We start from the raw sequence: 20116 nt of genomic DNA, 5'->3' as shown, positions 1-20116 counted from the left end.
GCATGACAGGAACAAGATGCCTACCTACGTCACCCGAAGCGCTGACGGCCAGCCGCACCTTCTCAAGACGCAGCAGGCCATTCCGCATGAGCGGTGGCCGTTCTACAGCATCAGCACCGCTCTTGACACGGCAGATCCGGACATTGAGGCGCTGTGCGGGCTCGTCGATGACAGTACCGATCCAGCAACACGCTCATCGTTGCTCCGTTCTGCTGAGCGCCTCAGCAACCAGTTGAATGGGAAGACTGTTCCCGCCGGGGCGCCGCTTCGGACGTGGGAGCTCTCCTGCGCCGGTGCTGGGCTGGAGCATCTGTCCGAAGAATCCACCGATGCGCTCACGGTCATCCTGGAGAGATTCGACGCTATCCAGTCCTTGGCGGTGGACACTGACTCGGGCACCTTCCATGCCACGAGGGGCCGCATCGCGGACTACACCCAGGACGTGGATGATGCGCTTATCTCGATTTTCAGCAGTTCCCCTGCCTTTCGAGCCGTAACCTTCGCGGGCACGGGTGGTGCCGACACTCGGGTGGCCACGCCGCAGGACCCGTTCTGGAGCCCGCATGGCAAGGAAGCAAACCGGCTCGGGTATGAGCGTGCACTCGGCATTGTGGACGACGCTGCCGCCCGGACGGGAGCACTGGAGAACGCACGCACCGAGCCAACCATCACCTCACGTCCGGAGCAGTAAGCGCCGGAGGATCACGGCGACTGTGGGCGACATGAGAAGACCATGAGAAAAGTAACGATTGAGTAGACATTAACGCCACCAGACGGTAATGCGAGCCGATCACGCCTCGATGGGTAGACTGTTGCCTGCTTGCACCAACTTCGAGGGGAAGATCACTTTGGGGGTGACTCTTGCGTGTCCTACTCATGACGCATTCCTATGCGCCCGAACATAGCCCGCCCCAGCGACGCTGGACTCAACTAATCAAACATTTCCGGTCTGCCGGATGGGACGTCGATGTTGTCGCCCCAATTGCCCATGCACCTCATGGCCGCCGTACACTGCCCAAACGCGTGGCTGGGCGCGCTTTTCGCGCTGATACCGGCGAGTTTGGTGAGCGGGTTCGCAGGGTTCCTTACCTCTGGCACAAGAACACCCGCCTCGGGCGCCTCGTCAATCACCTCTTCTCAGCTGGTTGCAGTATTCCTGCCGCGCGAATGGGCGCGAAGCCCGACGTCGTCATCGTCACCGTTCCCAGCTTGCCAATACTTGGCGCCGGCTATGTGGTCTCCCGGATCCTGAAACGGCCTCTCGTGGTTGACATGCGGGATGCATGGCCGGATATTGCGCGAGACGCCCGCTTGGTGAAGGGCACCGCCAAGAGTCTCGCCGAACGCGGCATCATGGCTATCCAGGATCGAGCTGACCTCGTCGTTACCGTGACGCACGGTTTCGCGCGCACTCTGCGGGACCGCGGGCTGAAGAACGTAGCGACCGTAAGCAATGGCGTTGAACTCGAGCGGCTTGAGAAACTGGCGCCTCCGCCCATGGAGAAGCATCGTCTTGAGGTGCTGTACCTCGGGAATCACGGTGAAAGCCAGCGGCTGGAGGTGCCCATCCGCGCTGCCGCGATGGTGGGGGACCGAATGCGGCTGACAATGGTGGGAAACGGCGTCAAACGCAACGAGCTCATGGAACTGGCCGATCAGCTTGATGCCCCAGTGGAATTTCATGCGCCGGTGCACGGTCCCAAGGTCATGGACTTCTACGGCAGGTCTGACAGCTGCATCGTCTCGCTGCGGGATGACTGGAAGTCGTTTGAAACCACCATTCCCTCGAAGACCTACGAAGTACTTTCAGTTGGACGGCACATCACAGGAATCGTCCGTGGTGAAGCCCAACAGATCCTCGAAGACGCGGAAGCCGGCCACGTGGTCGACTCAGACCCGGAAGCCCTGGCGAACCTCTGGCGTCTCCTGGCCGACGATCGCATTCAACTACAGGTCAACGGCCACGGCCGGCTCTGGGTGAAGAACAACGCGGATGTCTATTCACTGGCACAGTCCTATATCAACCTTCTCGCTGAGGTAGCTGGCGGCGGTCCGCACCGGTGAACCTGCTCCGCAACATCCGGCTGACCGCTGCTACGGCGGCTCGGCACCTTGACGATGACCCCGTTCTCCTCCTGCTACAGCTTTCCCGCAGATTTCCCGCCCGGATCATCCAGCGAGCCGTGGACATCGCAAGTATCGTCGCCCGCGGACCGCTCGCTGGTGCGTTCACGGCGCACATCCGCGGTGACTCGGCGCAACGGGACACGATTCTGGCCAGTGCGTACGACGACGGCGTTTCGGGCGCCGCCGCTGCCCGCCTCGCCGACGTTGCATTAGCCGCCCATGACGTCCACCGTGCAGACGCGCTGCTGGAGCGCGCAGGCAACGCTCCCGGAACAAGAGCTCGCCGCCGCTGGTCCGACGGCGACATGACCGGCGCCGTCGCCGAACTCACCTCGGCCGGTCTTCACCGCAAGGCCCAAAGGCTCGAGAGCGAACTGCGGGTCTTCCGAGGCTGGACCCCAACACTTGAACCGGTATCGGGCTACCAACCGCGACCGCAGACGGTGCTGCACATACTCACCAACTCCCTTCCGCACACGGGCAGCGGCTATGCCCAGCGGTCGCACTCCATCCTGAAGGCGCAGCAGGAACTCGGCTGGAACGTTCACGCTGCAACACGGCTGGGCTACCCGGTGCAGGTTGGCAAGTTGTTTGCCGAGGACGTGGACGTGCTCAACGGCGTGACCTACCACCGCCTGATTCCTGCCCGGATGCCCGCCGGCTTCGATGAGCGCTTGCAGGCGCAGACGGAGGCGCTTCTGGAGCTCGCGCTGGAGGTGCGGCCGGCCGTGCTGCACACCACAACCCACTTCGTGAACGGTCTCGTTACCCGCGCCGTCGCTGACGTTCTCGGTATTCCCTGGGTCTATGAGGTGCGTGGGCAACTGGCCGATACTTGGGCCTCCACGCGCCACGATGCGGCTAAATCAAGCGAACGCTATAAACTCTTCACTGAATGTGAGGCGGCTGTGACGCGAAGCGCGGCCCTGGTAGTTACGTTGGGCGAGGCCATGAAGCAGCAAATCCTGGACACGGGCGGTGTCCGCGGCGAGGTGCTGCTCTGTCCAAATGCCGTCGGCGACGAGTTCCTGAATGAGCCAATCGACTCCCATGCCGCTCGAACTCTGCTTGGCCTTCCGTCCGAGGGTGTCTTCGTAGGTACCGTCAGCAGCTTGGTTGAATATGAAGGTTTGGACGTTCTACTTCGTGCCGTCGCGCTAGTTGCTGAGGAACGTCCGAAGGTGCACTGTCTCATAGTTGGCGACGGTGTCGCGGCCCCAGCTTTGCAGCAACTTGCACGCGAGCTCGGGATCGCCTCCCACGTGATCTTCACGGGTCGGGTTCCGCGCGAACAGGCGCATTTGTGCCACCAGGCATTGGACGTGTTCGTGGTGCCCCGGCGCAACCTAGAGGTCACTAGAACCGTGACGCCAATGAAGCCGGTGGAAGCAATGGCCGCTGCCCGGCCGGTCGTGGCGAGCAACCTCCCTGCCCTGAGAGAAATAGTTGAGGACGGAGTGACAGGAACACTCGTGATGCCTGAGGACGCAGAGGCACTGGCCGCTGGGTTGAAGAACCTAATGGACGACGACGGCGCCCGCGTCTCGCGCAGTGCCGTTGCCATGGGAGCGGCTGGCCGCCAGCGTGTGCTTTCGGAGCGTACGTGGGAACGGAACGTGTTGTCGGTTCTTGAGGCGTACCGGGCTATGGGACTTACTGCCTGATGACAGCAGTCGTTCCTCCGGGAGGAGGTCCCCAACCCGTGACGGTTCAGGTGAATCTCTCGAAAATGCGGAGGATTGGAGCTAAACCCTCGTTTCCCGATTATCTGGTTCAGCTTTGGGATCGCAGGCAGTTCATTTTCTTCGATGCACAGTCTCGTGTGCAGTCAGCAAATGACAAGGATCGTTTAGGGAGCCTCTGGCTCATCCTCACCCCGATCCTAAATGGCTTAACCTACTTCTTCATTTTCGGTATTCTGCTTGGCACAAGCCGGGGCATCGAGAACTTCATCGGTTATCTCGTAATTGGTATCTTTACTTTCCAGATTTCCGCCGGTGCGGTCGTTCAGGGCTCGAAGAGTTTAGTGTCCAACTCTTCCATGATCCAGGCGTTCAATTTCCCGAGAGCTGCATTGCCAATTGCGGTTAACATCCGTCAGTTGCTCGCGTCGATTCCCTCTACCATAGTGATGCTACTCATCATCATCGTTGCTGCGCCGGTCGAAGAAATAACATGGCGTTGGCTTCTCGTCGTTCCCGCGATTGTGCTCCAGCATTTATTCAATCTGGGCATCGGCATGCTGCTCGCTCCGGCTGTGCTCAAGGTTAATGACATCGGGAATCTATTGAGCTTCTTCATGCGTCTCTGGATGTATGGATCCGCTGTGTTTTACAGTTTCGATCGCTTATCGGGGTACCCGTTTCTAGTGTCTGTGCTCGAAGCGAATCCTCTTTTCTGCGTTATCGATATCATTCGAGACAGCGTTTTGTACAACACGACGCCTAGCTTTCAGACGTGGGCAGTGCTGGCCTTGTGGGCTTTCGCAGCGATCGCGGCTGGGTTTGTACTCTTCTGGCGGCAGGAGGAATCATATGGACGAGTCGACTAATCGAATTGAAATTGCACACGATGCCTCAATAGTGGTTGATGGTATATCGGTCAATTACCGGACCAAGCGGTACGCCCCCGCGACGGAAAGCAGATCCAGTGGGCCGTTGAGTGCGTTGCGAAAGCGAGTGAATGGCGGCAAGCAGACGATCAACGAGGCCCTGCGAGATGTATCCTTCGTGGGTTATAAAGGAGATTCCATCGGTATTATCGGCCGAAACGGATCTGGTAAGAGCACCCTTATGCGTGTACTAGCGGGCCTTACTAAGCCGAGTAGCGGCTCTGTATACGCGATGAGTGACCCGGTCCTGCTAGGTGTGAATGCGGCGTTGATCTCGGCCCTTTCCGGATCGCAAAATATTCGTCTTGGTTGCCTCGCGATGGGTATGACGGAATCCCAGATTGATCGCAAGTACGGTCAGATTGTAGAGATGTCGGGGCTGGAAGATGATATCAATCATCCAATGAAGTCGTACTCCTCAGGGATGTCCTCCCGGCTGCGCTTCGCCATTGCCGCCGCTGTCGATCCTGAGATACTGCTCATCGATGAGGCGCTCAACACCGGAGATGCTCAGTTCAAGGAGCGATCTAAAAATCGTATGGACGAGATTCGTGCGCAGGCGGGCACAGTGTTCCTGGTCAGCCATAGCCTCGGCACGATCAAGGCCAACTGCAACCGTTGCATATGGTTGGACAAAGGGGACTTCATCATGGACGGGGATACAGAAGCCGTAACCAAGGAATACCGAAACTTCGTCTGGCGGATGACCGAGGGCAACAAAGAATATGGTCAGAAGATTCGGGCGGAGCTGATGCATAATCGCCCGCCCATTCAGGCCGTTGTAGTTGACCGTGGGTGGCGCAGCGCGAAGGGTGGCGCTTGATGGCTTCGGTCAATCAGCTTCGGCAAGCGGTCTGGCACTTTCGAAGCGGGGGGTTAGAGCAGCTTCGTGAGTTCAAGCTTCGCGCGCGTCACAACACCTGGTCGGGCCGTCAGATTTCCGTAGTCGAGCAGGTTTTGGGAGTTGCTTTCCCCGTGCTCAGGAAGCCTACCTTCGTTGAGTTCGAACTTCCTCGACCCGTAGCAGCGAGTCCCCATATCCGTGTTGGCGTAATTCTCGACGATTTCTCACGCGCAGGCTTCGACTGGGAATGGACCTGCGTGCCCTTAAGCCCTGGTGTTGAAGAAGGGGACCTTCTAGCTCTTGAACTGGACTTTATATTCATCGAGTCAGCTTGGGACGGAAATGGTGGCTCGTGGAAATACAAACTGTTGGGATCTGGAGGTCCCAGCGAAGAGGTTCGCTCGCTTATTCGGTTAGCGAATTCACTTGAAGTGCCCGTGGCGTTGTGGAACAAGGAAGATCCCCCACACTACGAGGACTTCCTGCCGCTCGCCCGGCTCTGCGACTTTGTGTTCACGACCGACTCGAACATGATCCCGAGGTACACAGCTGACCTGGGACATGACCGGGTTGATGCACTACCTTTCGCTGCGCAACCGAAGCTTCATAATCCCGTGCGAGAGCGCCGCGGTTGGCATGACCGGGACGTTGCTTTTGCCGGCATGTACTTCAGCCACAAGTACCCCGAACGTCGAAAACAAATGGAAATGATGTTGCCTGGCGCCGTTGCCGCCTGCCAAGCCGAACGAACCACATTTGACATATTTGCTCGTGCGAGCCGAGGCAAGAAGGAATACCAGTTCCCCGACGATTTGCAGAAACACGTTCTCGGAGAACTCAACTATGCGCAAATGCTGGGAGCGTACAAGCGCTACAAAGTCTTCCTCAATGTAAATTCTGTCGTAGATTCCCCGACGATGTGCTCTCGCCGAGTCTTCGAAATGACTGCTGCGGGCGCGTCGGTTGTGACTGCACCCAGTCCCGCGATTGAAGCACTCTTCGAGCCCAAAGAACTGTCTGTCGTCTCCACAACAGAGGACACCACACACCAAATTAGGGCTTTGCTCCGGAACCCCTCCTATGCCGCGAGGCAAGTTCACAGAGCGCAGAGAAGAATCTGGAGGGAACATACCTACGGCAAGCGAGCACAACAGATCATGGCGGCTCTCGGAGTAACGAATTCGTCAAGCGCGAAGTCGCCCACCATCTCCGTCGTTGTGCCGAGTATCCGTCCCCAACAGTTGACGCATGTATTGGAGGGCATCGCTGCACAGAAAGAAGTTTCGGTACAACTTGTATACGGAGCGCATGGATTCAACCTGGACAAGGCGCACTTCCACTCACGTTGTGACGCACTAGGTTTGGAGAACGCGACAGCGGTATTACTACCAGAGAACATGTCGCTTGGGGAATGCTTGAATACTCTTGTCAGCCACGCAACAGGAGATTTCGTCGCCAAGTGGGATGACGACGACGTTTATGCACCTTGGTACCTTCATGACCAAGTGATGGCTTTGTATTACTCGGGCGCCTCCGTAGTAGGCAAGCGAGCGCACTACGTGCGGCTAAACGGGCTAGGCGCAACGGTGATTCGGAACTCTGCTTTCGAGCACCGGTTCACCCACTTCGTGGCCGGTCCAACCCTTCTAGGCAGGCGTGAAGTGTTCGAAGTTAATCCCTTCCTCGCAGTGACCACGGGGGAAGACACAGCCTTCCTGCGGTCCGTGCTTAGCTCCGGCGGCACCGTTTATGCTTCGGACCGTTTCAACTACTGTCAGATCCGGCAAGCCGACTCCAACGACCACACCTGGAAGATCTCGGCGAACGAGTTGTTAGCTACATCGGAAGTGGCGTTCTACGGAGACTCCGTGGAACAAATCTTCGTTTAGGGAGAGATTTAATGGGGCAGGAGATATTCGACGTTGCGGTCATCGGGTTGGGCTACATCGGCTTACCCACGGCGGCCACGTTCGCCGCTCGCGGTTGTACCGTCGCGGGGGTCGACCTGCAGCAGTCCACCGTGGACGCGGTCAATCGGGGTGAGGTTCCTTTTGTCGAGCCGGACCTCGGTGCTGTCCTGTCCGGCGTAGTGAGCAAGGGCAGCTTCAAGGCGTTCACTACGATGCCTAAAGCACAGGCCTATATCATTGCGGTTCCCACGCCGGTGACAGCTGACAAGAATGTGGACCTCTCATACCTTTGGAGCGCCGCAAAGAACATCGCTCCGGCGCTTACCGGCGGTGAACTGATCATTCTCGAGTCAACGTCTCCACCCGGAACCACCAAGAAGCTCGGCGATTACCTGATCAGTGAGCGTCCCGATCTGGCACTTGAACAGGGCTCGGGGGAGAACCAAATCTTTCTGGCGCATTCGCCGGAACGGGTGCTGCCTGGACGCATTATGATCGAGATCGTGGCGAACGATCGTGTCGTCGGGGGTCTTACAAACGAAGCAGCGGAAAAGGCGAAGAAACTCTACGAAGTAATTTGCCAGGGCCAGATCCACGTCACCGATGCCAGTACGGCCGAGATGACGAAGATCGCGGAAAACTCCTTCAGGGATTTGAACATAGCTTTCGCCAACCAATTGGCTCTCATAGCGAATGAGCTGGGCATCGACGTCTGGCGGCTCATTGAACTCGCCAATCATCACCCCCGAGTGAATATCCTTCAGCCAGGGCCGGGCGTAGGCGGGCACTGCATTGCAGTAGACCCCTGGTTCCTGGTCGGCGCGTTTCCGGATTTTTCAAGTGTGACAAGGGCAGCACGAGAGTTGAATGATTCAATGCCGGCCAGAGTAGTGGAGCGGATCGTTGAAACGGTTGCGCACATTGAGAAGCCCACGGTGTGCCTCCTTGGACTATCCTTTAAGGCGAATATCGATGACACAAGGGAGTCACCATCAGTCGAAGTCGCTCTGGGTGTCGCAGAAGCGTTGTCTGGGAGCCGCATTCTTTGCGTAGACCCTCACGTGGTTGAGCTCCCGCAGGAGCTCGCAGCTTTGGACAACATAGAGTTAGTGGACGTTGATGTTGCGATTGATGCCAATATTGTCGTCCTTCTCGTGAACCACGATGAATTCACTGACATTCATAGTCGATTGAATTCGAGCGCGTTGATTGTGGACACTCGAGGCGTATGGCCTTCTGCAGAGCATGCGGAATTAGTTGGACATGCTGAGGTCTTATCATCATGAGTAACGACCTTGAAGAAGCCATACCGGACTGGCTGTTCGAGGAGCACCTTGAGTTCACGGCTCTCCACAACCCGACCACCGAGAAACCCCTATGCCTTGAAATCCTGATCGATGCGCGCCAATCAGATGACAGGGCTGTCGTCCTAACACTTGGCACGTTGTTGGCTAGTACAGCGGGCAGCGCGTCGATTCAGCTATTAGCATCTGCTGAACATGATCATCTCGCACTCAAGGCTTGGGTAGACAACCGACCGAGGGTCGCATTTATAGACAGCATCGATGCGTTCTTGGCAGCACCCGCCGACTTGAAGCTCATATGCCCTGCCGGAGTTCTGTTCGGTGCGTTCTCAGTGGAAGCCGCGGTAGAAGCGCACCGCTCGACGCGCTGTGAGCTCCTCAGGGTCGCTGTAGATGGTGCTTCACGTTCGGTGGAACTGTGGAAGGCCAGCGTGCTGAAAGGTGCGTCGGCAGGAAAAGCAGAAGGGATAGTGCGGGAACGGGGACGCGAACGCTGGGTGTCTGGTTCAAGTCTCGGTGTTCGCAGTATCGGCAAACCTCTAATTCCACAGCATCTAAAAAAGGGTTCCGCAGGCAGAATGGAATCGCGCATCGTCGTGATGGATGCTACACAGAACGCGGTAGCGGAGGATTTTTTGGCACAGGTAAGGCGCCTTGAGCGGAACGTAGCTAGTTTGGAACGACGAAACTGGTCGCTCCAAACTCAAGCTGTAAGGGCGGCATCTAGTACGGCGGTGATTCGGAGTGTTCTTCGGAGGTCCAAAGTCTTGCAGTTGCTAGTTCGCCGCCTTCGGGCTAGGAAGTAAAGCTTATGGCCGGAAACAACGTGCTGCTTTCGTTCTCAGAGGTGGACCTTCACGAGATTGCCAGGGCGCTCCAAATCCCTGAAAAAGATTATGCTTGGGGGATAGTCAATTCCGCTTCGGCGGTAGAATTGCTATGTGTCGATGGTTGGTATCAGAACTTCGTTTTCTATGCCGAATCGATAGTTGAGGCAAATCGAACGTTAGCCCTTTTTCATGCTCAAGGCCGTGCTCAGAAGGTCTATTTGATTATGAAAGCCTTCGATCGCATCTCGGAGCGACCGAGTCACCTACCATCGAAACGGTTGACGAGGTCTTCTCGGTTCACTAGCGAAGGTGATCACCAGTTTGAGTACTGGCTCGTTGAGGCGGGGGGGTGGGTAAATGTTCACCGGGCGATGTCCTCGATTCTTAACGATCTTCAACCTGCGAGGTTCTCGCCGCCTCTGGGCGGAATGCGCCTCGGTATAGCTGAACCAGGGCTTGGCGCCTGGACTGCAGGAGATGCTTGTGGTCGCTACTTGCCGTGGTCGGACATAGAGCCAGCGGCGGGCGACATCCGCCCTGTTGACGTGATGGTGTCGGATGCTTCCGGTGCCTGCGGTGACAGTCCGGTCCCTTGCTTGTCGCCCAAGGCAGGGATGTTCGACGAAGATGGGTGGTCCTCTGCCATTGCGCCTGTTGACATTCGGCAGATCTCACCGAGGGGCTTCGAAGTCACCGAAACCGTCGGTATCTTGGATCTCCAGAGCTGGTACTCGCGAGATACTCCGCCTGAACGACTACTTGGCTCTTGCGGGTTGCAGTTGAGAGCGGATGCTTTCGTCGATGAGCGACAGCTCGCGGGTATCCGACGCTATAGCTATGTGGACCTGGCCGGTCTTGCGGGTCGGTTTTCGGCGCCTGAAATGGGCAATCTGGTGGCTGGCCTCGCCCTATCCGGAGTTCCGATGATCGGTGCGAATACAACCGATCTGCGCCTCTTGGGTAATGAGCTAACCAGCTTGGTCGAGAGATTCGATATCGACGATAACGAAATCGAACGTGAATCGAAGTCCATTGATATGCGGAGGGCCGCATTCGCTCAATTTTCGCCCTCCATGCGGTGGCGCCAATGGTTGAAAGCTTCAGGGAGGCTGATGGTTTCCGAGCCGACAGTGTCCGTGGTGTTGGCTACTCGGAGACCCGAGCGAATTGAGGTGGCCTTAAAACAAATCGACCGCCAGAGTTGGCCATCCGTTGAGGTCGTTCTGGTGTTGCATGGCGCTGACATTAGTGAGGCGGACCTCAAGAGGATGTCGGGAGACTTCACACGTGATCTCGTCGTTCGTAAGTGTGACGCCTCGATAGTTCTGGGAGAAGTGCTTAACGTCGGGGTGGAAGCGGCGGCCGGTGATCTGATCGCCAAAATGGACGATGACGATTGGTACGCGCCGCACCACTTGACTGACTTGGTAAACGCTCGAACTTACTCGGGCGCTGAGCTGGTTGGCTCCCAGGTCGAGTATGTTTACCTCGAAAGCTTGGATATCACTACCAAGCGGCCGTATGAGGGGGAGCGTTATGCCAACCATGTCGCTGGCGGAACTATGCTCATCTCGTCCTCGTCCCTCGCGGAGGTCGGAGGCTGGCGACCAGTGCATCGAGCTGTGGATCGTTGCCTGCTTGAGGCGGTCGATTCAGCCGGAGGTCTGATCTACAGGGGCCATGGACAGAATTACGTGATGCACCGATATAACCCGGTGACTTCGGGCCACGGAGGGCATACCTGGCAGCCTGACTCTGAGGTCTTCTTAAACAATTCGAGCGCGCAGTGGAACGGATTTCGTCTGCCTCCCCAATTCGCGGGATCGTCGGTTTGGTACACCTCGCGCGGACGGGATCGAGCTTGGAATAGTATGCTGGCCGATTTGGATTGATGGGCGGCGAGACCTAGAGACAGCTGTGCCGCCGGTTTCCGGGTTGTGACTTCGTGAACCTGCTTAGTTCGTTCGCGTAGAGAGTTCGTGCAGTACGGCCCCAAGAGCAGGCCGACAGTCAATTGGAAGGTGTGAAGTGGGACAGGTACAGTCGCGGGGCTTCTCAGTACAAAGAGCGGTAAATGGGGCACTAGTGCAACAGGCAGCTGTCGCGCTAGTCCTAGCCGTAGGAGCCCTACTCGTCGCTGTTGGAACGGTAGTTTCCAGCGAACCCATGAGCATTTCCGGTTTGGTCATCCTTGTTATTATGGCCGGTCTGATTGCGGCCCTAGCGTATAGACGAGTTATCCGGGGCGTGCGTCACACTCATAAAAACTCGGCTCTCTCGTTAAAGGCTATCAATGACGCGAAGTTAGAAATACTTAAAGTAAGGGAAGGTCAACGGTCACTTAGCCGCCCGAGCCCAAACGTCGGCGCGTTGGATTGGTGGAGCCGCGAGGCCAGCCTCAGTTCTGCACGAATCGTACAGCGATTGACCATACTCAGGTCAGTCGCAGGGCGTGACATCTTGGCGAGGATGGCCTCAGATGGCAACTGGGATTGGAATGACATCGGAAGGGCGATCGAGGCTTACCGTATGGGTGGTTCACCCAAAAAAGCCGTAATGACCGTTCTCAAAAGCACTCCTCGAGTACGTCTACTTCAGCTCGCGGACCTCTGCTTCCGGCAGAACTGTCTGCCGCAGGATTTGGAGAACGCAGCTACGCTCTATTCCATCGCGTACCGACTGGACGGACCGACGGACTTCTTAGGTAAAAAGCGCAGCGAGTTCTTCTTGGACGCGATATCGCGAAGTGGCGATCGAGAGAAGGCCCAAGAACTGCTCCCACTCTTGGACGGCGGCAATGTGGGCGAGTTTGACCGGTCGCTCTATGAGTCGAACGCAACTCGCCCGAGGGGAAGAGCCGGCCAAGACGAGACCGAATGGTTGAACTCAATCAACCGAATGTACCAATCCGCCGGTTTGGTCGGTATTCGCCTGGTGCCGGGGGACGATCCCGCGTTCCTGCGACTTAGTTCTGAACCGGCTCCCGCCGTTATCGAAGGACCTCTCGTGTCCGTTGTGATGCCTGTCTTCCAGCCCGATGACGCAACCGAATTGGCCATCCGATCCGCACTTCAACAGACGTATCAGAATATTGAAGTAATCGTAGTCGATGACGGATCCGGCCCGGAATACGTCGAGCGACTGAACCGGATTGCGGAGCAGGACCATCGTCTGGACATAATCTTCAACGAGGTCAATTCTGGCGCCTATACATCGCGGAACATCGGGTACCAACGTGTTAGGGGTAAGTACATGACGGTATTCGATGGTGACGATTGGCAGCACCCGCAGAAACTCGAGCTGCTCGTGCGAGAAGCAGAGCGTATTTCGGACGGGCAGCTGGTCAGCGCTCGCTGGACGCGTGTAGATGAGAATCTACACTTCCAGTATCGAGGGTGGAGGGGCGCATATATCACGCCGGCGCACGTCTCTGCCTTGTTCCCCGTGGCGCAGGTTAGGAAAAAACTGGGGCATTGGGACACTGTAAGAAAAGCTGCAGATACGGAATTTATCCTCCGCTATCAGCTATTGATTAATGAAGCTGAGCCGTTAGAGGTGTCTCAGGCACCGTTAACACTGTCCTTGGTGGGCACGGCGAACCTGTCAATAGAGGACTTTCGACTCGGTTACAGGGCGCCGGACCGAGTCTCTTACCGGGCGGCCTACGAGCATTGGCACAACAGGATCAGAGCGGGTGAGGACAACGGATACCTGAAGTTCCCCCTACGCGAACGACGTTTTCCTGCTCCTGCGCGCTTCCTCCCCAACCGGCCGAAGCAAGAAGAGATAGAGGTGCTCATCGTTGGGGACCTCGCTGAAAGCACGCGTGCAGCTGGTTCGTTGGTAACGGCGGCCGAGGGATTAGCCAAAGCGGGAAAACGCGTGGCGGTCATGAATGTGCCGAGTCTCTTGTCTTCGTACTCCTTCACGGATGGAATGAGCGTACACCTCATGGAACTCCTCCGTGATGGCGAAGTCACACGCGTCGCTCGAACCGATGAACTCTCAGCCAACACTGTTGTCGTCACGGACCCAACTGCCTTTCAGTTCGCTCAATTTATAGAAAGTTCAGTTGTTGCGAAGAATTTGTATGTGCTTGCGGATGCGGCGCCGTATGACACATCGAAGAAGCGGCACACATACGAAGTGTTCACGGTCTCGCAGAACCTGGAACACGACTTCCAGATGCGGCCGATGTGGGTTCCCACAAGCGACAGAGCAGCCACCGTGCTGTCAAGGATCGTGTCGGAGAATGATCTACTACCTCTTCCAACCGAGCAGGGCTCGGCAGGTGCTATTGCTGCGGATGACCGATTTGATGTTCATCTGGATAGAGTGCTCGCACATGCCCTTCACCAAGTTACGTCAGGAGGGGTTCATTGATTCCGTCTATGCGGTCTAAGAAGGGTGATTCCAGCGATCTCAGCGAGTGGGATGAGCGGCACGCCGTGAGCATTCGCCGTTTGCAAGCCGCGAGTGACTTTCTGCGAGATAGCGGACGCACCGAAAGAATCATTGTTACGCCGGCGGACGACTCACTACTGCCCTTGGATTTCCTATATGAACCCGAGGAATCAGCAACGCTGATAGTCATCTTGCACGGAGCCTTGAACAGACGTCGCTTCGAGCTCCCCAGATTCGAATGGCGCACCACTCTCGAACGGGTTAGAGCTTCTAAGTTGTATCTTTGCGACACTACAGTCTCCCAGCGTTCTGATATGGAGCTTGGCTGGTACATCGGTAAGGAAGCGGACAACCTAACAAAGCGCTATGCGGATCTGGTGCAGCAGATAACGGTCAAATGCGACTATGAGCGGGTAATCCTTGTCGGAAGTAGCGGGGGAGGATTTGGATCCCTCGCGATGTCTCGCCGAATTCCTCAGTCTTGCGCTGTAGCATTCTCGCCGCAAACCAGCATCGCAGCTTACCACCCTAATCACCGCAAGGTACTTTCAGCAGTGATTTTCCCTCAATTTACATCCTTCGATCAGATAGAGTACGAATTTGCTGAAAGAATCAACCTCCGCACACTGTATCGACGGACTAAGGAATTGAACTTCTTTCGATATGTTCAGAATACGGGTGATAGGTTCCATTTCGAGGCTCACTACGCGGCGTTCGCCCTGTCACACGGGGTGGATCCTGAAACCGGTGGAATGACTGAGTCCGGCAACGGCCACTTCATTGCTGAAAAATACGAAAAGGGTCATGCGCCGCCTCCCCGAGCTCGCTTCCGCGGGCATATTCGGGAGGCACACCGCGCTTATTTTGGTGAGGACCTGAAGATTGATTAAACGATCGTCGGTCGACCGACGGACGCCGATGCTGGCAGTAGCGCTCTACGATGCAATCAGATGCCGCGATTCAGAAAGATGAACTAGGACCTATGTATACCTCCGCGAACCAACATCCTGTGGACGTCGGCCATCTTCTGTACCGTAACGGGTTCTTACTCGCACCGACAGCGATGGCTGGCAGTCCGTTCGATTCGTGGCATTCACTATCAGTGGGAAATTCGACTCTAATGTCTCATCCCGAAACTCCGGTCCGGCAGAGGAAAGCGGCGGACGTAAACTTCATCCTTATCGGGTTCGCCTTTGACCCGGAAGCTGGGAACTTCAACGAGGAAGAAGTATTAACGGATATCGCGTCCTCCTATTGCAGTAGGGCCGCCTTACTGACGGTTTTGGATCGTCTTGCCGGCCGGTTCGTTCTTATAATCGAAGAGCACGGCGAGAGTGAGGTGTTCCACGATGCCATGGGGTCTAGATCGGTTTTTTATTCTTCCGGCACTACCCCCGTTGTTGCCTCCCACGCAGAAATAGTAGCCCGCCACACGGGAGTGGGCCTCGCTGATTTCGTGATTCCCTTTCTCACGTCCCGCAACTATGTTCAGCGTGATGTGAAATATCTGCCAGGACTTGCAACCTCTTATGACGACGTACGTCAGCTCACCCCGAATACATCACTGCGTTATCCTGAACAAGTCGTGTCCCGTTACTGGCCCAGACCTGATGGTTTCCGACATGGATCTACGCATGACGCGACGGACATGCTTGAGACTCATTTGAAGGGACTAGCGTCATACCTGAAATCTTCAGGTCGGCGCCCGGTAATGGGTTTGACTGGTGGGACCGATAGCAGGGGAGTGTTCTCGGCACTTTGGGCTAACGATCCGTTTATTTTCACCTATGTGCGTAGTCAGGACGCGCAGCAGTTGAGTTCCTCAGATTCGCGCAGTGCGGTGGAAATCGCAGGAGCTTACGGATTAGAAGTGAACGTGTGGCCGATATCCAACCGTTTATCCCTCAGCGCAGCTGATAATGGGTTCTCCTACGCTTTCCGGCGCTCTACAGGATACTATCGTGGGCCAGGATCGCCGTGGATAGACGAATTGCGCCTGATGAACTTCGATCCGGACCGATCGCTTTTCGTGCGTGGCTTTGGTGGGGAAATCATGCGTGGATTTTATCAGAAATTCTCGAAAAGAATTCGGCGTGTAAACGCATACCATTTAGCTGATGCCTACGATGTGAATGCAGGGTCCACCATCACGCGGCGGTTATTCGAAGAAATGCTCGAAATTACCAACCTCAATGAAGAAACCATCTGCGGGTATGATCCTAACGATATTTTCTACTGGGAGCATCGTATGGGAACTTGGGGCAGTGTGGCGATGTCGGAGGCCGATTTAGCAACCCCTTCAATAGTCGGGTACAACTCGCGAAATCTCTACTCCGCGTTCATGGATACAAGTGCGAGTGAACGAGATAGTCGGGTTGCCTTTGATGATGTGACAAGGCGGTTAGCGCCGCGGCTAACACCCCTGCTTGACCGATAGAGTGTCTCGAACCGCAAATCACAGACTGGCGAATCTCCGATCATAGAAATGAGCAGCATGAAACTATCCGTAATCGGTACTGGGTACCTTGGTGCTACCCACGCCGCATCAATGGCAGAGTTGGGCTTTGAGGTGTTAGGGGTAGACGTTGACAAGGTAAAAGTGGACAGCCTGAGTCGCGGGCAGTTGCCGTTCCACGAACCCGGTCTACCGGAACTTCTGAAGAAGCACGTTGACTCGGGACGATTGCGGTTCACAACCTCGTTTGACGAGGCTGGATCCTTCGCTGATATTCACTTCATCGCCGTCGGAACTCCCCAGCGTGCGGGTGAACATGGTGCCGACATGACCTACGTCGACGCGTCTGTGGCGGGGATTGCCCGGGCAGCAACGCGAGACACTCTAATCGTTGGCAAATCGACGGTACCGGTGGGGTCGGCGCGCCGGTTGAAGGACCTGGCGCGGGACGGAGCTGGCGTCGGCATAGAAATCGACCTGGCGTGGAACCCCGAGTTTCTGCGTGAGGGGTTTGCAGTTGAAGACACTTTGCGCCCCGATCGACTAGTGGTTGGAACCGATTCTGATTCTGCGGTCGCCAAGCTCCGGGAGGTGTATGCCTACGCGCTCGGTCGAGATACTCCGTTCATTTCAACGGACTACGAAACTGCGGAGTTGGTAAAGGTGGCAGCCAATGCGTTCTTGGCGACGAAGATCTCTTTCATCAACGCCTTTGCCGAGGTGACCGAAACCGTTGGCGGCGACATCCGTGTGCTTGCTGATGCGATAGGTCTTGATAAGCGTATAGGCCGACGCTTTTTAAATGCGGGCGTTGGGTTTGGCGGTGGATGTCTGCCGAAGGACATACGAGCCCTGCAGGCACGAGTATCGGAAATCGGGCTCGACAGCACTATGCGCTTCCTCAACGAGGTTGACGAGGTGAATCTTCGCCGAAGGGACCGGGTCGTCCACATTGTCCATGAGCTTTGTCCGGAACTGGATGGAAAGTCAGTGGCCGTTCTGGGTACTGCTTTCAAGCCCAACAGTGATGATGTTAGAGATTCCCCTGCCTTGGACGTCGCTGGGCGACTCTTCAACGAGGGCGCAGAAGTGAGAGTATACGATCCACAGGCTAACTCGAATGCCGCGAAGCGATTCCCACGTTTGAACTATTGTCAATCGCTCGAAGAAGCAGTCGAGGGGGCGGATGTCATCCTGTTGCTTACGGAATGGGACGAGTTCGTACAGATGAGACCGGAAACCTTGGCGCCTCTGGTCGCTCATCGTCAGATTGTGGATGGCCGCAATGTACTCAGGACGGAGCAGTGGGAGGCAGCAGGATGGATAGTTCGCGCACTCGGCCGGCGGGCCTGAAGGTGTCGGCCACCCGACATGCTGACGGTTCCTTTCTTGAGGTGGGTCAAGAGTTTCAAGCCGTCAGAGCGAGCTTTGATGAACCACGCCGAAACCCGGAATAGCACTCTTGCCCTCCCGGCTGAGGACATCCTTCCTTGAGCTCGTCGGCTAGGTACCCGACGCAAGGGGTGGCACGTCGAAGGTTGTTGATATGGTCGCCTCAAGTGGCCCTTTCGGGGAATACTAGTACCGTGATCGAGCCTGGCGCTTGGCCGTGTTCTATCAAAGTTGCACGGTGGTACCAGCTGCGGGCTATCACGATCGCGCGTGCTGAGAGCTTACGCAGAAGTTGAAAGAGGGCTCGTGGGCAGGACGGTTTATGTTTTCGCCAAAGGTGAGTCGAATCATTTCGGGACTGTGAGTGAAAGAGGGAGCAGAAAATATGACGTCTCCGTACGATGGGCTGCCCGCTAGACAATTCTGGAGGCTGGCTGTTGGCGATTCGGTTGAATCTGTACATGCAATGTATTCAAAGAAGTTTTCCATCTCCGGAAAGAAGATAGCGACTGCTGGTAGTTGCTTTGCGCAAGAAATAGCGCGGGAGCTTCGCAAGCACGGCCATACGGTGATCGATAAAGAGCCAAGCCCGAATACAATCCAAATCAGGGGAGATCTGGAGAAAAGGTATGGCTATGGTCTTTACTCAGCCCGACACGGGAATATCTACACTGTCCGGCAACTCCTCCAGTTGACAAAAGAAGCATTCGGGTTGTTTTCGCCTGAACCCGAAGACTACATCTGGGAGCGTGACGGACGGTTTTACGATGCCCTCAGACCAAACGTGGAGCCGGATGGCTTGCCAACCAAAGAAGAAGTCACGGCACAGCGGAGGGACCATCTGCGGCGGTTCCGGAACGTAATCGAAGAGTCTGACGTCTTCGTCTTCACATTGGGGCTTACTGAAGCGTGGGGCCACCGCGAGAGTGGACTGGTTTATCCCTCGGCGCCGGGGGTACTGGCGGGTGATTACGACCCAGAAGTGCACCATTTCTTGAACTTCGGGTTCATGGAAATCTACCTTGACTTTCTTGAGTTCCGAAAGCTTGCCAAAGAGCACAACCCGTCGATTGAGTTCATCCTAACTGTTTCCCCCGTGCCCCTAACAGCGACCGCTGCCGATTCACATGTACTGGTTTCGACGGTCCGCTCCAAGTCGGTTCTTCGAGCCGTCACCGCGGAGTTGTATGAAGAGTTTCTGGACGTCGACTACTTCCCTTCTTACGAACTATTTAGCACACCATTCCTCGGACCCTCGATGTTCAACGAGAACAAGAGGAACGTCACAAGAAAGGGGGTCGAAGCCGTCATGCGAATTTTCTTCTCTGAACACGATGGCTCGGATGTAGCAATCTTGACCGAGGAAACTGACAATGACGCTGTCTGTGAGGAGGCTCTTTTGGATGCTTTTGCCGGAGGTAGTAAGTGAAAATTGGCGCCATAGGAAACTCTCATATCGCGGCGTTCAAGCTCGGATGGGAAGAGATAAAGTCAGAGTACCCAAGAATCGATATAACGTTCTTTGGTTCTCCCACCACCTCCATGCGCTTCTTTCGTGTAGAAGATAACTGCCTTGTTCCCACGAGTAATGCCTTACGCGAGAATCTGCGTTGGACCTCTGGTGGTTATGAACATATCCCTGGCGAAATGGATGCGTTCATCACGGTTGGCATGGGTTTCAGTTTCGTGCACTTGATGGACCTTTTGAAGAATCATCGGCCGCCAAGCGAATACGACCCACTGGATGACGAGCAACAGCTCATATCTGAGAGCTTCTTTCATACGGCGATGGAGGGGACTCTTAAGAATAGCAATGCACTGAAGTTGATTGCGCAGATACGGCAGATCTCGGCGGCTCCTATGGTCTATGTGCCTAATCCGTACGGGTCGACTGATGTGCTAAACAGTGATCGTTACAAACACTTTCACAGCTGGCGCATCCGAAATCGAGTGTTTGGCTACTACAAGGCCGAACTAAGCGGGATGTTCTCAGAATCCAGCGTGCGCGTTATAGAGCAGCCGGAGGACACCGTTGCCAATAGAATGTTCACGAAGTCCGTATACTCTAAAGGCTCGATGAAGCTCAAGCGAGGCATGTCAAGTCCGCACAATGGTGATGACTGTTTTCATATGAATGCGGCTTTTGGTGCGACCTCTCTTCGAGCGGTGTTAAGGCATTTGCTATAGCACGCATTTCCAATTAGGGTATACGCGCGCCCTGCGATTGGTGACCGCGCAC

Annotated in this window: 15 protein-coding genes; all 15 read left to right on the top strand. The window is 55.9% G+C overall.

The genetic code is table 11. The features are described 5' to 3' along the window. The first annotated feature begins 16 nt into the window (after window positions 1-16). The 15 genes from BJ994_RS08655 to BJ994_RS08585 all read left to right on the top strand — a co-directional run bounded on the left by BJ994_RS08655 (window position 17) and on the right by BJ994_RS08585 (window position 20064). A complete protein-coding gene (locus tag BJ994_RS08655; RefSeq protein WP_167993369.1) occupies window positions 17-691 on the top strand; it encodes a hypothetical protein in 675 nt (224 codons plus the stop codon). Between the two features lie 185 nt (window positions 692-876). Further along, entirely contained in the window at window positions 877-2064 is a 1188-nt protein-coding gene (locus BJ994_RS08650) for a glycosyltransferase family 4 protein (protein ID WP_167993367.1), read from the top strand. Next, window positions 2061-3791 (top strand): glycosyltransferase family 4 protein, encoded by a 1731-nt coding sequence (locus BJ994_RS08645; RefSeq protein WP_342450327.1) that lies wholly within the window; start codon window positions 2061-2063, stop codon window positions 3789-3791. Before BJ994_RS08650 ends, BJ994_RS08645 begins: the two co-directional genes overlap by 4 nt. Before the next feature lie 38 nt (window positions 3792-3829). Next, a complete protein-coding gene (locus BJ994_RS08640; protein ID WP_342450326.1) occupies window positions 3830-4678 on the top strand; it encodes an ABC transporter permease in 849 nt (282 codons plus the stop codon). Next, window positions 4662-5561, top strand: a complete 900-nt coding sequence (locus tag BJ994_RS08635; RefSeq protein WP_167993363.1) for an ABC transporter ATP-binding protein — start codon at window positions 4662-4664, stop codon at window positions 5559-5561. Before BJ994_RS08640 ends, BJ994_RS08635 begins: the two co-directional genes overlap by 17 nt. Beyond that, window positions 5561-7471, top strand: a complete 1911-nt coding sequence (locus BJ994_RS08630; protein ID WP_167993361.1) for a glycosyltransferase family protein — start codon at window positions 5561-5563, stop codon at window positions 7469-7471. The genes BJ994_RS08635 and BJ994_RS08630 overlap by 1 nt, the downstream gene beginning before the upstream one ends. Before the next feature lie 11 nt (window positions 7472-7482). Then, window positions 7483-8778: a UDP-N-acetyl-D-mannosamine dehydrogenase gene (gene wecC / locus BJ994_RS08625; RefSeq protein WP_167993359.1), complete on the top strand. Its 1296-nt coding sequence runs from the start codon at window positions 7483-7485 to the stop codon at window positions 8776-8778. Further along, window positions 8775-9602 (top strand): hypothetical protein, encoded by an 828-nt coding sequence (locus tag BJ994_RS08620; protein ID WP_167993357.1) that lies wholly within the window; start codon window positions 8775-8777, stop codon window positions 9600-9602. The genes wecC and BJ994_RS08620 overlap by 4 nt, the downstream gene beginning before the upstream one ends. Window positions 9603-9607: 5 nt before the next feature. Further along, window positions 9608-11518 (top strand): glycosyltransferase family 2 protein, encoded by a 1911-nt coding sequence (locus tag BJ994_RS08615; RefSeq protein ID WP_167993355.1) that lies wholly within the window; start codon window positions 9608-9610, stop codon window positions 11516-11518. Between the two features lie 577 nt (window positions 11519-12095). Further along, complete coding sequence (locus tag BJ994_RS08610) at window positions 12096-14009, top strand: glycosyltransferase family 2 protein (RefSeq protein WP_167993353.1); 1914 nt, start codon at window positions 12096-12098, stop codon at window positions 14007-14009. A gap of 335 nt (window positions 14010-14344) precedes the next feature. Continuing rightward, window positions 14345-14920 carry a hypothetical protein gene (locus BJ994_RS08605; RefSeq protein WP_209066721.1) on the top strand — a complete coding sequence of 192 codons (576 nt, stop codon included), beginning with the start codon at window positions 14345-14347 and terminating at the stop codon, window positions 14918-14920. Window positions 14921-15150: 230 nt separating this feature from the next. Continuing rightward, window positions 15151-16467 carry a hypothetical protein gene (locus BJ994_RS08600; RefSeq protein WP_167993348.1) on the top strand — a complete coding sequence of 439 codons (1317 nt, stop codon included), beginning with the start codon at window positions 15151-15153 and terminating at the stop codon, window positions 16465-16467. Window positions 16468-16524: 57 nt separating this feature from the next. Then, window positions 16525-17838, top strand: coding sequence for a UDP-glucose dehydrogenase family protein (locus tag BJ994_RS08595; protein ID WP_167995938.1), 1314 nt, complete (start codon window positions 16525-16527; stop codon window positions 17836-17838). Between the two features lie 403 nt (window positions 17839-18241). Next, the gene (locus tag BJ994_RS08590; protein ID WP_209066719.1) at window positions 18242-19306 is read left to right on the top strand and encodes a GSCFA domain-containing protein; all 1065 of its coding nucleotides are present in this window, start codon (window positions 18242-18244) and stop codon (window positions 19304-19306) included. Further along, on the top strand, window positions 19303-20064 hold the full coding sequence (locus tag BJ994_RS08585; RefSeq protein ID WP_167993345.1) for a hypothetical protein: 762 nt from the start codon (window positions 19303-19305) through the stop codon (window positions 20062-20064). Before BJ994_RS08590 ends, BJ994_RS08585 begins: the two co-directional genes overlap by 4 nt. Window positions 20065-20116: the final 52 nt, after the last annotated feature.

The organism is Arthrobacter pigmenti, from assembly GCF_011927905.1.
Taxonomy (GTDB): domain Bacteria; phylum Actinomycetota; class Actinomycetes; order Actinomycetales; family Micrococcaceae; genus Arthrobacter_D; species Arthrobacter_D pigmenti.
Note: the sequence above shows the minus strand (reverse complement) of the source record. Positions and strands in the feature narration are given on the sequence as shown.

What these genes read in the sequence shown, in the direction of transcription:
- BJ994_RS08655 (WP_167993369.1), top strand. Translation starts at nt 17, where the DNA reads ATGCCTACCTACGTCACCCGAAGCGCTGACGGCCAGCCGCACCTTCTC.
- BJ994_RS08650 (WP_167993367.1), top strand. Translation starts at nt 877, where the DNA reads ATGACGCATTCCTATGCGCCCGAACATAGCCCGCCCCAGCGACGCTGG.
- BJ994_RS08635 (WP_167993363.1), top strand. Translation starts at nt 4,662, where the DNA reads ATGGACGAGTCGACTAATCGAATTGAAATTGCACACGATGCCTCAATA.
- BJ994_RS08630 (WP_167993361.1), top strand. Translation starts at nt 5,561, where the DNA reads ATGGCTTCGGTCAATCAGCTTCGGCAAGCGGTCTGGCACTTTCGAAGC.
- wecC (WP_167993359.1), top strand. Translation starts at nt 7,483, where the DNA reads ATGGGGCAGGAGATATTCGACGTTGCGGTCATCGGGTTGGGCTACATC.
- BJ994_RS08620 (WP_167993357.1), top strand. Translation starts at nt 8,775, where the DNA reads ATGAGTAACGACCTTGAAGAAGCCATACCGGACTGGCTGTTCGAGGAG.
- BJ994_RS08615 (WP_167993355.1), top strand. Translation starts at nt 9,608, where the DNA reads ATGGCCGGAAACAACGTGCTGCTTTCGTTCTCAGAGGTGGACCTTCAC.
- BJ994_RS08610 (WP_167993353.1), top strand. Translation starts at nt 12,096, where the DNA reads ATGGCCTCAGATGGCAACTGGGATTGGAATGACATCGGAAGGGCGATC.
- BJ994_RS08605 (WP_209066721.1), top strand. Translation starts at nt 14,345, where the DNA reads ATGGAGCTTGGCTGGTACATCGGTAAGGAAGCGGACAACCTAACAAAG.
- BJ994_RS08600 (WP_167993348.1), top strand. Translation starts at nt 15,151, where the DNA reads ATGTCTCATCCCGAAACTCCGGTCCGGCAGAGGAAAGCGGCGGACGTA.
- BJ994_RS08595 (WP_167995938.1), top strand. Translation starts at nt 16,525, where the DNA reads ATGAAACTATCCGTAATCGGTACTGGGTACCTTGGTGCTACCCACGCC.